The following is a 14,031-nucleotide window of genomic DNA, read 5'->3' as shown; positions in this document are numbered from 1 at the left end:
TCGACCTGGAAACGCCCACCATGAATACGCGCACTGAATCGGATGCGTTCGGACCCGTGGATATTCCCGCGCATCGCTATTGGGGCGCGCAAACTCAGCGTGCGCTGGACGTGTTCGGCGCGGCAGAAGAGCGCTTTCCCGCCGCGCTGACTCACTCGTTCGGTTTGCAGAAACGTGCGGCTGCACGCGCTAACCGCGGGTGCGGCGTCATTGATCCGCATCTCGCCGATGCAATCGAGGCAGCCGCCACGGAACTGAGTGACGGGAAATGGGACGATCACTTTCCGCTGAGCATCTGGCAGACCGGCTCAGGGACACAAACCAACATGAACGCGAACGAGGTCATCGCCAACCGCGCCAATGAACTGCTCGGCCAGCCGTTGGGGACAAAGTCGCCGGTCCATCCGAACGATCACGTCAATGCGTCACAGTCATCCAACGACAGCTTTCCGACCGTCATGCATGTGAGCGCCGCGCTCGAACTGACCGGGCGTCTCCGACCTGCGCTCGTATCGATGCAGGCGTCGCTTGACGAACGCGCACGCGCATTCGCCGATGTGGTGAAGATCGCGCGCACCCATCTCATGGATGCCGTGCCGACGACGATGGGCCGCACTTTCGCAGCGTACGCTCATCAGATGGCAGCGGCGATTTCGCGCATCGACGCAGCGCTGCCACAGCTCATGGTGCTTGCCCAGGGCGGCACGGCCGCAGGCACAGGACTGAATGCACCGGCGCAGTTCCCGGAGCGCTTCTGCGCGGAACTGGCTGCCAGCACGAGCCTGCCCTTTCGAACGCATCCACACAAGCTGGAGGGCATGGCGTCGCACGATGCGTTGGTCGATGTCTCGGGCGTACTCAATACGATTGCGACATCGCTTTTGAAGCTTGCCAATGACATTCGACTGCTTGGTTCGGGACCGCGCTGCGGGCTCGGCGAACTGATTGTCCCCGATGACGGCCTCACTTCCTCGATCATGCCGGGAAAGCGCAATCCGACGATCGCCGAAGTGCTGGTGCAGGCGTGCTTCCAGGCGATGGGCAATCACCAGACGGTGACGCTTGCGGGGGGTTCCGGTCTGTTCGAGTTGAACGTCGCGAAGCCGGTGCTCATCTACAACGTCCTGCAGTCGATACGCGTCCTGACCGATGCATGTCGAAACTTCGACGAACGCGTCGTAAAGGGTCTTCAGGTCGACACGACGCAACTTGCAACGAACGTGGAGAACGCACTGTTGTCGGTGACAGCGCTCAATCCGGTGCTTGGCTATGATGCCGTCGCGCGGATCACTGCGCTCGCGTTGCGCGAAGGCATTACGCCGCGGGCTGCGGCGCTGTCGCTCGACCTAATCGACGCGAACCAGTACGACAGGATCGTCGATCCCGCGCGGCTGGCGAATGGTGAATAGCATCCTCGAACGCCTCAAATCGACCCACCGCGGACCTTGGACTTCGAGTGGCCTTGACGGCGGCTTGAGAATTACACGGCCACTCGCCATCAGTCCAGAAAGACGATCGATTTCCGCCTCAGCGCGAGGCGCGACGTGGCTGCATCAAAGGCGGGCCGTCGCCCCGCAAGCACTTACATGCGGTCGAGAAACACGAACGCAGCCCCGAGCGGGTTGATGATGCTGATCAATACGGTGAAGCCGACCGGCATGTTCGAAATGAGGCCGCCTGTCACGAGGCTCTTTGCTATATGCTGGTACAACGGTGCTTCCGATCAATAGGCCATGGGCGACGGTTTGGGCACGCGCCGTACATGCGCGAAAAGATCATAGGAGGTTCCCGTCGTTACCCGCAAACGGCATCAACAAGGAGGCAGGCATGGTCAAGACAGCGTTGTTCGTCCGGCTCGAAGCAAAGCCGGGCAAGGAACAGGAAGTCGAAAGCTTCTTGATGGGCGGACTGCCGCTCGTCGAGCAGGAACCCGCGACCATCGCGTGGTTCGGGCTGAAAATTGCGCCGTCGGTGTATGGCATCTTCGATGCGTTCCCCGACGACGCCGGCCGCCGCGCGCACCTCTCGGGCAAAGTAGCCGAGGCGCTGATGGCGAAGGCGCCGGATCTCTTTGCCAAACCGCCGGAAATCATGAACATCGATGTACTTGCGGCGAAGCTGCCGTCGTAGCCGCGTCGGGTTCGGGTGCTGACTTCCTCGTGTCGCAACGCATGAACACCCTGCCCGTCGAAAAACTGCATAAAGCCTGCGCGGCTTCGTGCGCGTACGATGCGCGCCGGAACACAACCTCAAAAACGTGAATGTCGATATCCCGCGCGGCGCGCTCGTCTGATTTGCCGGCGTGTCCGGCGCGGGGAAGCCGTCGCTCGCATCGGCACGCCCTACGCGGAGACGCAGCGGCGCTATTCGAGTCGTCGCGCCTTACGCTTGGCGGCTGATCGAACAGATCGGCGTGCCCGAGGTCGATTCGATCGAAGGCCTGCACCCGCAGTCGCACTTCGCGGCAGCGCGGCGCGCCGAGCACGCGCTCCTCGGTCGGCAGCGTAACGACGTTTTCGAGCCTCGCGCGCATGCTCTCTTCGCGCACCGGCCACTGTCTGCAGAGGCCGCCGATGCTCTGCGCGATGTGCAGTCGATGCTTTCGGAAGGGAGCCTCCCGCTGATCGATATCGCGGCACGCGTGGGCTTTCAGACGCAGCAGCATTTCACCGCGCCCCGCGCTTTCCGCCTTGCGCATCACCGCCTACGATCCGGCGGTGCGCTTTCGACTGGATCGGTGAGCGACCAACAAACGCAGGAATTCGACACTTTTGGGCAGGGACTCGAAAGAAGAGCGCGCCTCGCGGGCGTAGGCTTAACTGGAATTGGCGCAGCGCCGTCTTTCGCGACAAGCAAAACACACCCTTGCACTCATGGGCGCATCCAGGGTCCGGCGTCCACGTACCCCGTTGCGCATTTTGGAGAACGCCATGAAGACTAACCTCGCATCGGCCGCAAGGCTGTCGACATTCATCCTTGCGCTATCCGCTGGCGGCTTTGCGGCCAGCGGCGCGACCGCGCAGGACGCGCCCATCGCCGGCAAGGCGACGCTCGGCGTGACCGTCACCGAAGCACAGCTGGTCGCAAGAGGCTGGCGCGCATCGAAGATTATTCATACTGATGTCTACAACGAAAAGAACGAAAAGATCGGCCGCGTCGACGACCTGATTGTCGCGCCCGATGGCTCGCTCTCGGCCGCGATTATCGACGTCGGCGGCTTTCTGGGGATGGCGGCGCACCGCGTCGCCATCCCCATTCAGCAGTTCAAGCAGATAGCGCCAAAGGCAATCGTGGTCGGCGCAAACAAGGATGCGCTGAAAAAACTGCCGGAGTTCGAATATGCCAAGGGCTGACATCGGCCGCGAACGCGGTCGACGGCGGCGCGCTTCGCATCGTGTCAACACCCGTTTCTGCGTACTTTCACAGGACAGTTTCGGTGCGACGATCGGCGGAAGCCTCACCTGATCCTCGAACTGACCCATCAATAGCGACTGGCGTCGCATGGACACGGCACAGTGACGACATTACTTCGGTCTACGACATCGTAGCGCGGTCGCGTCTTCCATTCGATGCTTGCTGCCGTGGCACGCCGGTAGTCAAATCGCAATAGCGCACAGTTTTTGCTCCACAGAGTACTTATCGGGAGAGCGACGCGCGATAAGGCGCGATGGTGGCCGCAGCTCCGCGAGTCGTTAAGGAGACGTGGCGATGCGAGGAATAAATGACAAGGTACGTGCAGCAATTTTTGCCGTGGCGATCTCACTGCTATCGGCATGCGGCGGGAACGGAGACAGTTCGAGTAATGGCAGCGCGGCCACACCTGCAGGCGGCATCAATCTGCAGATTGTCTCGTTCGGCGACAGTCTTTCGGACGTTGGGACCTATGCACCGATCGCAAGCGCGGTTGGCGGGGGGCGTTTCACGACCAATCCCGGACAAGTGTGGACTCAGGATGTTGCGCAATACTACGGAGATACGCTAAGCGCTGCGTACACGATCGACTTCACGCATAAGCTCAGTGCGCAGAGCGGCCTCGGCTACGCGGAAGGTGGTGCCACGGTGGCAACGCCGGCAAACCAGTCCGACTTTCTAACCGAAGTGATCGGCAACGTCGAAATGCCCGTCACTCAGCAGGTGTCGCGCTATCTGGCCGCTCACCGGAGCTTTAACGCCAATCAACTGGTGCTCGTCTGGGCCGGCGCGAACGATGTGCTTCGCGCCGGGGCGCTGCCGGCCGCTGCGCAGACCGTGGAGACGGCGGCGACTACTTTGGCTGAGGTTGTAGCGCAGATTGCACAGAACGGCGCCACGCATATCGTGGTGGTCAATGTTCCAAACATCGGTCTGTCGCCCAAAGGGCTTGCCTCGGCCGACGGTGGAGCCAACCTTGCCCAGTTGTCGCAACTCTTCAACGGTAGCCTGAACGCGGCCTTGCAAAGCAATGGCCTGCAAGGCAAGGTCATCCAGATCGATTCTTACAGCTGGATGAACCAGATCGTCGCGAACTTCAAGGCCAATGGCTTCGCCGTGTCGAACACCAGCGTCGCCTGCGACCCTACGAAAACGCCCCATGCCACTGCATTGCTGTGCTCGCCGCCAACCTACGTGACCGCCAACGCGGACCAGACATACATGTTCGCCGACGACCTTCATCCGACGACGCATCTGCACACGCTGTTCGCCCAGTACGTGGAGCAGCAGATCGCCAGCCGCGGTCTGGGTCACTGAGCCGGGAGCATGATGACTCACCGACAGCATCGTCGAGTGCTCTCGCATTCTGTCCGATCGCGTCTAAGCTATTGCGTCGCGCAGCGAATGATCGCGTGGAGACGGTGTCCGGCGAGGCAAGCGCGCGCGCTACCGACGCTTCGCCGCAGCTGACATAATCCGCTCACCGGTGCCGAATGAACTGATGGCGTCGGCGATTTTCACTGCCGACGTCGCCGGCGGCACCAATGAACGGAGAACAGATGTCGAAACGCGTGTTGTTTGCGGTATTGCTACTGACGCTTGGCGTCATCGGGCATTGTGCAGCCGCGCAACCCATGATCGAACTTACGATAGGCGGCAGTACCCGGTCGTTTAGCGGTGCGGCATTGCTGGCGCGCCCCGATGCCGCGGAGATTCATGTTCCGCGAGATGTCGCCTACGGTACGTCGACGACATACCGCGCAGTGCCGCTGGCCGACCTGCTCGACAGTACCAGGTTACCTGCGGACAGCGTGCTCGAGGCACGTGCAACCGACGGCTTCGCCGCACAATTACCGATGGACCTTGTGAGTAACCGCGATCCAGCGACAGCCGTCGCATGGCTCGCGGTCGAGGACCCGGTGAAGCCATGGCCAAACCTGCCGGGCAAGGCGGTCAGTGCGGGACCGTTCTACCTGGTCTGGGTCGGCAGGGAAGCGGCGTCCGTGCGCAGCGAGCAGTGGCCTTATCAGATCGCGAAACTTGCTACGCAACCGTCTCCATCCACGCGTTGGCCGGTGCTCGCCGTCGATTCAGCGCTACCGGCAACCGATCCGGTTCGCGCGGGCCAAGGCCTGTTCATCACTCAGTGTCTCGCCTGTCATCGGCTCAATCACGCGGGGAGCGCGGACACCGGCCCCGACCTCAACGTGCCGATGAATCCAGTCGAGTACTTCCAGCCCGCTGCATTGCGCCGCTACATTCGCAATCCGGCATCGGTTCGAGACTGGCCCGGCCGGGCCATGCCCGCTTTCCCGCGGGACCAGCTGAGCGATCGCGAGATCGATCTGATCGTCGCTTACCTTGCGTATATGGCGCAGCGGAAGGTTGGCGAGTAAGGCATACGAGTTTAGGTTTGGGCGCGGTGCGAAGTAGTACTTCACCTGCATGGACATGATGTTGCCGGGCATTTCGCTGCATCACGAGGATTGTTGCGAGGGTCTAGTCGAAAGAGCTCGCGCATCATTAGAAGATCTTTCCGGGATTGAGGATCGAGCGCGGATCCAGCGCCGTCTTAATGAGCCGCATTGCAGTAATCTCCGCGTCGCTGCGCGTATGGCCGAGGTAAGCCTTCTTCTTGACGCCGATGCCGTGCTCGGCGGACACCGAGCCGTGAAATTCGCGCGTTACGTCGTAGATCACACGGTCGATCTCGTCGTGCAATCGCCCTTCCGAACCGGGGATATCGACAACAATATGGAGGTTGCCGTCGCCAAGGTGGCCATAGATCATGACTAGCGCGTCAGGCCACCGTTCCTGCAGACGTTGCTCGCAATGCGCGGCCACCTGGCCGACGTCACTGATTGAGAAGCTCACGTCATACGCGCTGTGGTGCGGAATAAACTTCGGATACTCGCCGGGCGCATCGCGAATCGTCCAGAAAGCCTGCGCATCCGCTTCGGACTGTGCAAGCGCCGCATCGCTGACCACGCCCGCTTCGAGCATGTCGCCGAGAAACGCCTCGAAAGCCTCGGCATGCCGGTCGGGATCGCTGCCCACACTTTCGAGCAGCACGTAGTAAGGATAGTGTTTGTCCAGCGGCGCGCGTAACGGGAGATTCGCCAGCACCGCGTCGTAATAGCCCGCCCACATCACCTCGAAAGCGGACACGCCAGCGGACAGCTGCGCCTGAGAGCAGGCCAGCAGTTTCGTTACTGCGTCGTAGTCGGGCAATGCGCACCATGCGGTGGCGACGGCCGTCGGCCGTGGGCGCAGGCGCAGCACTGCCCGCGTGATCACCGCGAGCGTGCCCTCGCTGCCGATCAGCAGATGCCGCAGATCGTAGCCGCTATTGTTCTTGATCATCTTGTGCATGCCGCTCGTCACTTCGCCGTTGGCGAGCACGGCTTCGATACCGAGCACCTGGTCGCGCATCATGCCGTACTTGATCACACGATTGCCGCCCGCATTGGTCGCGAGGTTGCCGCCGATGGTGCAGCTGCCACGCGCGCCGAGGTCGAGCGGAAAATAGAAGCCCGCATCGAGCGCCGCCTCCTGAACGACCTGCAGAGGCACGCCCGCCTCGACCGTCATCGTCGCCGAGGTGCGATCCACTTCGACAATCCGGTTCATCCGCTCGAGGCTCAGCGCCACCTCGCCGCCGAGTGCGTTCGCTCCGCCGACAAGACCGGTCAGGCCGCCCTGCGTCACGACGGGCTGAGAGAACGCATGGCACACGCGCAATGCCCTGGCGACGTCTTCCGTACTGCGCGGCCGGATCAGGGCAGTCGGCACCGCGCCGGGCAACCCACTCCAGTCCTGTAGTTTCCGGCTGCCGAACTCGGCCGGCAACTGCACGACATCAGCGCCGAGCTCGGCGAGCAGCGCATCGATTACTGTCGATTTCGACATGTCAGGTTTCCATTCCAGATGTATGTTTCCGATAGCATGCGCTCACGACCGTTCACCAGATGGTGTAGCCCGCCGTCTATCATCAGGTCCGAGCCCGTCATGAACGCGCTCGCTTGATCTGGATCGCCGCGCCGGTGGCGGGATTGCGTCCAGTCCTGGCGGCACGTTGGCCCGTTGAAAACGAGCCGAACCCGTTCATTGCAGTACCGTCCTCCGTCACTGCCGTCGTGACGATGCCGATCAGCGCATCCAGTGTTCCAGCAGTCTGTGCCTTCTTGGAGCCCGTCTTCGCGGCGACCGCATCGATCAGTTCCTGCCTGTTCATTGTTTGGCCTGCAAGGGCATGAAGTTAAGTTGACACCCTACCCGATCCGCGGGCGTGCGCGCAATTGGTGGCCCCCGCAAGCCGCGCTGGTTGCGCTCCGTTGATCCACGTCCCGTTCATCGGGGTGACCGCTTCCGTCAGTTGGTTCTTGGGGAGCTACGCAACGCCGCAATCACAGGATCGGAGCGTTAGCATGCGCATTTGTGACGGCTTTCTCCCCCCCACGACCATGCTTTCATAACAATACTGATTTTGATAGGCACGAGGAAACGGCGGTGCGCTCGTCTATTTTTGCGTCTCCGAGTTCAACGATGAGCCCGTGTCCAAAAACATTGACTGAAATCGGACCCGAAGCTGTCATTGCGCGTAGCGACCGGGCAAGACAGCTTCCGAAGCAAGAAGCGCCATTCGCTAATTTTGAGCGAGTGGACCGAACCAGTAGGACGCCGTAGCGGACGTGGCCGACTTCGCCGACCTTAACCGCCTGTCCTCAAATCAAAGCCGCCCGTCGGCTGACGCGAACCGCGGCACACGGAGAGCGCCGTCAAACAGGAACATTGGACGCGGTTTTCTTCCTGCGAGTGTCCGTACGCAGGCTGTCGTATTCCTCCTGACTGATCGGCGATGCATCTCGTTGCCCGAGCGCGTTGACGGGCAGTCGATATGTTTCGCGCGCCGTCCATGCGCCTAGCGCGCCGATGCCGCAGACGGTCAGCGTGATCGTCCCCACGATTAACGGAATGTGCTGGGTGCCGGGCGGCACGGCGGCTGCGATGAACGCCGGCAGGATGGCGGTTATGGCCGTGCCGATGTTCTGGCCGATCGCCATGGCGGTAACCCGGATACGCGTCGGGAACAGTTCGGGCATGAAGCTCGGATAGACCGCGTTGAAGCATTGATACACCACGCCCCACATCACGATCGCGATGACGATCGCCAGCATGGCATTGTGCAGACTGATCGCATAGAGATACGCATAAGACAGCAAGCCCGAGGCAAGCGCACCGAATATGATGAGTGGCCGGCGTCCCCATCGATCGGACAGACTACCTGCGAAGGGAATGAAGAACATTGCAGTCAGATTGGCGAGCAGCGGAATCCAGAGAAAGAAGCCTTTTGAAAGACCGATACCGTAAGCGGGCTGCACCGCATACGCCGCGCCAAAGATCGAAGTCACCGCCAGGATGATCGCAATCAATGCGATTGCCGCGATGCGGACGATGTCCCGCCAGCCATCGCGTAACGCTTCCTTGACGGGCGACGCGGGAATCTGCCGATGTTGCGCTTCATCGACGAAAGCCGGCGTCTCAGACACTTTCCGCCGGATCACATAACCGGCCACCAGCACGAGCACGCTCAGCAGGAACGGTACGCGCCAACCCCACGCCAGGAACTGCTTCTCGGGCAGATAGTAAGCGAGCGGCATGAAGATGGCCGCAGCAAACACCTGGCCGGCGGTCACGCCCTGCATCGCATAACTTGCAAAATAGCCGCGACGGCCGAGCGGCGCATGCTCGAGCACGAGCGAACTCGAACCCGATATCTCCCCGGCGACTGCGAAGCCCTGGATGAGGCGCAAGATCACAAGCAGGATCGGCGCTGCGAAGCCCACTTGTGCAAATGTCGGCAGAAGACCAACGGCGAGCGTCGACAACCCCATCATGAACATGCAGGTGAGAAGCAGATTCTTGCGGCCATGCGTATCACCGCGACGGCCGAGCACAAATGCGCCGACTGGTCGTGCGAGATAGCCGACGCCATAGGTCGCAAGCGACGCAGCGATCGCAACGCGACCGTCCTGGGAAGGAAAGAAAAGTTGCGGAAAAACCAGTGCGGCGGCTTGCGCGTAGATGAAGTAGTCGTAGTACTCCAGCGCAGAGCCGATCCACGCGCTCGCGGTGGCGGTTCGTGCCTGATTGTTGCTCTGCAGATGCGTAGATGCCATTTCGTCTCCTGCGTGTGTCTTGTCGATGATCGCGAACAGAACTCGCGTAGCGTTGCGCGCTCAATATGTCGCGCGGCCGCCTGACAGGTCGAAGATGAAGCCGGTCGTGAAACTGCATTCGTCGCTTGCGATCCACGCCACCATCGCGGCGATTTCCGGAACGGTCAAAAACCGCCCCATCGGAATACGCGCTTTGCTGGCCTCGATGTGCTCCTCCGTCATCTCGCGGAAAAGATCAGTTTCGGTGATCGCAGGCGCGATGCCATTGACCGTGACGCCCGTCCCGGCCAGCTCGCGCGCGATCGATTTCGTCAGACCGATGACACCCGCCTTCGCTGCGGAATAAGCGCAAATGTTCGGATGCCCTTCCTTGCCTACGATCGACGCCACGTTGACGATGCGTCCCGCGCCGCGTGCGCGCATGTGCGGCACGGCGAGGCGGCAGGTGTGGAACACGCTATTCAGATCTACGGCGAGGAGGCGGTTCCATGCGTCGACCGGATAGTCTTCGATCGGAACGACCGGCCCGTTAATGCCGGCGTTGTTCACGACTATGTCGACATGACCGAACGACTCGAGCGTGGCGGCGAACGCCGCCTCGACGGCACGCGCGTCTGCAAGATCGACATCCTGGACAAGCGCCGCGAACGAGCCGTCGCCTGATTCGAGCGATGAAACATCGTTATCCCAGCAGGCGATCCGGCAGCCTTCCTCTGCGAGACGCTGTGCGATGCCGCGCCCGATGCCGCGCGCGGCGCCCGTCACGATCGCCGTGCGTGCCTCGAATCTTCGTTGCTTTAGCGGTTGCATTTCCATGTTCGTCTGTTCCTCCATATAACCTGGTTCCCATACTAGAAACGAGATTTCGACTCGTCAACGGTGATGCCGCCGTTCATTCACATACGGGAACAAACCAGGGAATGTCCCGGTTCGCGACAAAAACCGCTTGACCACGCAGTGTTATGAGTACCACCATAGAAACTAATTTCTATACATGAACATTGAGGACCGACAGATGGAACAGGCGATGATTGAACGATTGACGATTCGTGAGACGATCGAAAACTGGGCGGTATGGCGAGATGCGGGTGACTGGGAGCGTTTCGCGACGCTCTGGCATCCGGACGGCCGCATGATGGCGACGTGGTTTCAGGGAAGCGGCCGCGAGTTTATTGAAGTGACGAAGGCCGGTTGGGCGAACGGCGTGAGCATTCTGCATTTTCTGGGCGGCACGTCGATCGAAGTGAACGGCTCGCGTGCCGTCGCGCAGACCAAGATGACCATTTCGCAGCGTGGAGAAGTCGAAGGCACGTTATGCGACGTCGTGTGTACCGGCCGCTTCTACGACTTCTTCGAGAAGGTCGACGACCGATGGCTGCTGCTGCTTCGTCAGCCCATCTACGAGAAGGATCGTCTGGATCCGGTCAGGCCGGACGCCCGTCCCGTTCTCGATGCGGCGCTGCTGGACGAGTTTCCCGCTGGTTACCGCCATCTCGCGTATATGCAGACCCGAATCGGCTACAAGGTCAAACGCGATATGCCGACGCTGACGGGCACGGAAGTCGAAGCGCTCTATGCGCGCGGCCGCCATTATCTGCAAAGCGGAGCACTGTGATGGAGGACGTCCTACCGGTGCGCTTCGATTACCACGCGTTGCCTTCGCGCGTGCTGTTCGGCGCGGGCAGGCGTCGGGAAACGCCTGAAGTGGCGCGGCAACTGGGCTGCGCACGTCCGTTGATCGTCTCCACGCCGGAGCAGAAGGATTTGGCTGGCGCCATCGCGTCGTTGTTCTCCGGTTCGTCGGCTCATATCTTTCCCGAGGCCGCGATGCACACGCCATGGGATGTGACATCGCGCGCACTTGCGGTCGTGCAGGAGAGCGGCATCGACTCCTTGATAGCCGTGGGCGGCGGCTCGGCGATAGGCCTCGCGAAAGCGCTTGCACTGCGCACCGGCCTGCCGCAAATCGCCCTGCCCACCACCTACGCCGGCTCTGAAGTCACACCGATCATCGGCGAGACGCAGGACGGCCAGAAACGTACACGTCGCACGCTCGACGTGCTGCCGGAAGTCGTGATCTACGATGTCGACCTCACCCTGACGCTGCCCGCGCGCTTGTCGGCGACCAGCGGTCTCAACGCGATAGCGCACGCGGTGGAAGCGCTCTATTCCGTCGACGCCAATCCGGTCACGTCGATCCAGGCTGAACAGGGTATCGCGGCCCTCGCCGCCGCGTTGCCCGAGATTCTCGCCAATCCCGCGGGTCGTGATGCGCGCAGCCGCGCGCAATACGGCGCGTGGTTGTGCGGGACCTGCCTCGGCTCTGTCGGCATGGCACTGCATCATAAGGTCTGTCATGTGCTCGGTGGCACCTTTGATCTGCCGCATGCCGACACGCATGCGGTCATGCTTGCGCACGTCGTCGCTTATCAGGCTGGCGCGGTACCGCATGCAATGCGCCGCATTGCACGCGCGCTTGACGCCGATAATGCATGGACTGGACTGCACGCGCTCGCGGCCACGCTGCATGTTCCCCGGTCTCTTGCTGAAATCGGCATGCCGCACGAAGACCTCGGTCGTGCGGCCAAACTGGTGCTGCAGGAGACTTATGCAAACCCGCGCACGCCGGACTATGAGTCGATCAGGGCGATGCTCGAAAGGGCATGGCGCGGCGCAGCACCACAACCCGATTCGCTGTGAGGAGTACGCGATGCGCAATTTCAGCGAAGACAACATCACGGCAGCGGTCATCGAGCGTCTTGCGGGAAGCACGAGCAAACGTGTGCACCAGATCAGCGATGCGCTCGTTCGTCATCTGCATGCGTTCGTGAAGGAGATAGAACCCACCGAGGACGAATGGGCCGCTGCGATCCGCTTTCTCACGCAGACGGGGCAGATGTGCACCGACACCCGGCAGGAGTTCATTCTGCTATCCGACACGCTCGGTGTATCGATGCTGGTCGACGCGATCAATCATCGCTATCCGGGCGACGCGACGCAAACCACTGTGCTCGGTCCGTTCTATGTCGAGGAAGCCGCTGAGCTTCCGCTCGGCGCTTCGATCGCAGATGGCGAGCCGGGCGAGCCTCTGCTGGTGGAAGGCACCGTACGCGATCTGAACGGAAAGCCGATCGCGGGCGCACTGGTCGAGACGTGGCACGCGGACAGCCATGGCTTCTATGACGTGCAAAAGGCGGCGGGCAAAACGGAGCTGCACATGCGCGCGCGCTTCCTGACCGATGCAGACGGGGCGTTCTGGTATCGCTCGATTGTGCCCGCGGCCTATCCGATTCCGAACGACGGCCCGGTTGGCCGCATGCTCGATGCACAGGGACGCCATCCTTACCGCCCGGCTCACGTGCACTTTCGCGTCAGTGCACCCGGCTTCGAGACGCTCGTTACGCACGTGTTCGTGAGCGGCGACGTCTACCTGGATTCGGACGTCGTGTTCGGCGTGAAGGACGCACTGATCGAGCCGCTGGTGCCGCTCGCACCGGGGCTGAGTCCGGCAGGACATCGCGTCGATGTTCCGGGTGCCCTGCTTGCCTATGATTTCGTGCTACCGCCGCAAAACTGATTTCTATGCGCCACGAGCCATCTTTTACGTTATGGACGCGTTCCCATGCATGAACTGTCGTTGCATCATCTGACTATCCTTGATGCGCATCCGCTGCAACTCGTCGATGCAGCCGCCGCTGCGGGATTTGAATATTGCGGCTTGCGGCTGGTCGCGCCTACCGCTGCGGATACGATCGTGGACGTCGCGAACAATCCCGCTCTAATCCGCGAGCTACGCGCGCGCCTCGACGCAACCGGCGTCAGGCTTCTGGATATCGAAGCCATCTGGCTGAGTCCGCAGACGGATGTCGAGTCACTATTGCCTGCACTCGAAGCGGGTCATATGCTCGGCGCGCAGCACGTACTCTGCGTCGGAAACGACACCGAACGCGGTCGCCTGCGGGAGAACTTCGGCCGTCTTTGCGAAGCGGCAGACGGTTTCGGCCTTTCGGTCGGACTCGAGGCCATCACGTACTGCGCGGTGGGCACGCCCGCCGAGGCACTAGAGGTCGTGCAAGCAAGCGGACAGGCAAACGCGCGGATACTCATCGACGCGTTGCAATTCTTCCGCTCGGGCGCGACATGCGAGCGGATCGGTGCAATCGACCCGGCGCTGATCGAATACATCCAGATTTGCGATGGACCGAGCGCCGCACCGCAGTCTCTCGAAGCACGGAGACAGGAAGCGAGGACGTCCCGGCTGCTGCCTGGCGATGGCGAATTACCGCTGCGCGAGTTGCTGTCGAAACTGCGGTCCGATCTTCCGCTCGCCGTCGAGGCGCCGACGCTCGCGCTGCGTGGCCTGCCGTTCAACGAGCAGGCGAGACGCATCCACGCGCGTATGCAAACGTTCCTCGCTGGTCCAGTATCCTGGTGCTAGTAT

Annotated in this window: 14 protein-coding genes and 1 pseudogene; 10 read left to right on the top strand and 5 right to left on the bottom strand. The window is 61.6% G+C overall.

Translation table 11 applies throughout. The annotated features are described in order from the left end of the window. Nucleotides 1-20: 20 nt before the first annotated feature. Entirely contained in the window at nucleotides 21-1,409 is a 1,389-nt protein-coding gene (locus H281_RS0113405; protein WP_020067625.1) for a class II fumarate hydratase, read from the top strand. 173 nt (nucleotides 1,410-1,582) lie between these two features. On the opposite strand, the gene H281_RS36470 is transcribed toward H281_RS0113405, so the two are convergent. Beyond that, the gene (locus H281_RS36470; protein ID WP_020067624.1) at nucleotides 1,583-1,711 is read right to left on the bottom strand and encodes a hypothetical protein; all 129 of its coding nucleotides are present in this window, start codon (nucleotides 1,709-1,711) and stop codon (nucleotides 1,583-1,585) included. A 116-nt stretch (nucleotides 1,712-1,827) separates the two neighbouring features. Between H281_RS36470 and H281_RS0113395 the strand changes: the two genes are divergently transcribed. From H281_RS0113395 to H281_RS0113375, 5 genes and pseudogenes are all read left to right on the top strand, one after another. Further along, nucleotides 1,828-2,130, top strand: a complete 303-nt coding sequence (locus H281_RS0113395; RefSeq protein ID WP_020067623.1) for a putative quinol monooxygenase — start codon at nucleotides 1,828-1,830, stop codon at nucleotides 2,128-2,130. Between the two features lie 76 nt (nucleotides 2,131-2,206). After that, nucleotides 2,207-2,585, top strand: a pseudogene (locus H281_RS37285) (excinuclease ABC subunit A); the annotation flags it as partial. Nucleotides 2,586-2,909: 324 nt separating this feature from the next. Further along, nucleotides 2,910-3,353: a PRC-barrel domain-containing protein gene (locus tag H281_RS0113385; protein ID WP_408735240.1), complete on the top strand. Its 444-nt coding sequence runs from the start codon at nucleotides 2,910-2,912 to the stop codon at nucleotides 3,351-3,353. Between the two features lie 355 nt (nucleotides 3,354-3,708). Then, entirely contained in the window at nucleotides 3,709-4,728 is a 1,020-nt protein-coding gene (locus H281_RS0113380; protein WP_020067621.1) for an SGNH/GDSL hydrolase family protein, read from the top strand. A 242-nt stretch (nucleotides 4,729-4,970) separates the two neighbouring features. Then, entirely contained in the window at nucleotides 4,971-5,807 is an 837-nt protein-coding gene (locus H281_RS0113375; RefSeq protein ID WP_020067620.1) for a c-type cytochrome, read from the top strand. Between the two features lie 127 nt (nucleotides 5,808-5,934). Here H281_RS0113375 and H281_RS0113370 read toward each other — a convergent pair whose 3' ends face one another. The 4 genes from H281_RS0113370 to H281_RS0113355 all read right to left on the bottom strand — a co-directional run bounded on the left by H281_RS0113370 (nucleotide 5,935) and on the right by H281_RS0113355 (nucleotide 10,406). Continuing rightward, on the bottom strand, nucleotides 5,935-7,320 hold the full coding sequence (locus H281_RS0113370; RefSeq protein WP_020067619.1) for an FAD-binding oxidoreductase: 1,386 nt from the start codon (nucleotides 7,318-7,320) through the stop codon (nucleotides 5,935-5,937). Nucleotides 7,321-7,417: 97 nt separating this feature from the next. Then, entirely contained in the window at nucleotides 7,418-7,645 is a 228-nt protein-coding gene (locus H281_RS0113365) for an HU family DNA-binding protein (protein WP_020067618.1), read from the bottom strand. Between the two features lie 544 nt (nucleotides 7,646-8,189). After that, entirely contained in the window at nucleotides 8,190-9,590 is a 1,401-nt protein-coding gene (locus H281_RS0113360; RefSeq protein WP_020067617.1) for an MFS transporter, read from the bottom strand. 60 nt (nucleotides 9,591-9,650) lie between these two features. After that, complete coding sequence (locus H281_RS0113355) at nucleotides 9,651-10,406, bottom strand: SDR family NAD(P)-dependent oxidoreductase (RefSeq protein ID WP_241077875.1); 756 nt, start codon at nucleotides 10,404-10,406, stop codon at nucleotides 9,651-9,653. Between the two features lie 211 nt (nucleotides 10,407-10,617). On the opposite strand from H281_RS0113355, the gene H281_RS0113350 reads away from it, so the two are divergent. Genes H281_RS0113350 through H281_RS0113335 form a run of 4 tightly spaced genes read left to right on the top strand, consistent with a single transcriptional unit; the run spans nucleotide 10,618 to nucleotide 14,028 of the window. Continuing rightward, nucleotides 10,618-11,205 (top strand): nuclear transport factor 2 family protein, encoded by a 588-nt coding sequence (locus H281_RS0113350; RefSeq protein ID WP_241077874.1) that lies wholly within the window; start codon nucleotides 10,618-10,620, stop codon nucleotides 11,203-11,205. Further along, the gene (locus H281_RS0113345) at nucleotides 11,205-12,290 is read left to right on the top strand and encodes a maleylacetate reductase (RefSeq protein ID WP_020067614.1); all 1,086 of its coding nucleotides are present in this window, start codon (nucleotides 11,205-11,207) and stop codon (nucleotides 12,288-12,290) included. The genes H281_RS0113350 and H281_RS0113345 overlap by 1 nt, the downstream gene beginning before the upstream one ends. Nucleotides 12,291-12,300: 10 nt before the next feature. Beyond that, on the top strand, nucleotides 12,301-13,167 hold the full coding sequence (locus H281_RS0113340; RefSeq protein WP_020067613.1) for an intradiol ring-cleavage dioxygenase: 867 nt from the start codon (nucleotides 12,301-12,303) through the stop codon (nucleotides 13,165-13,167). Nucleotides 13,168-13,212: 45 nt separating this feature from the next. Beyond that, nucleotides 13,213-14,028: a sugar phosphate isomerase/epimerase family protein gene (locus H281_RS0113335; protein WP_020067612.1), complete on the top strand. Its 816-nt coding sequence runs from the start codon at nucleotides 13,213-13,215 to the stop codon at nucleotides 14,026-14,028. The last annotated feature ends 3 nt before the right edge of the window (nucleotides 14,029-14,031 follow it).

The sequence above is a fragment of the Paraburkholderia caledonica genome, from assembly GCF_000383275.1.
Classification (GTDB): Bacteria; Pseudomonadota; Gammaproteobacteria; order Burkholderiales; family Burkholderiaceae; genus Paraburkholderia; species Paraburkholderia caledonica.
The sequence above is the reverse complement of the archived record's forward strand: the minus strand, read 5'-3'. Positions and strand labels throughout refer to the sequence as shown.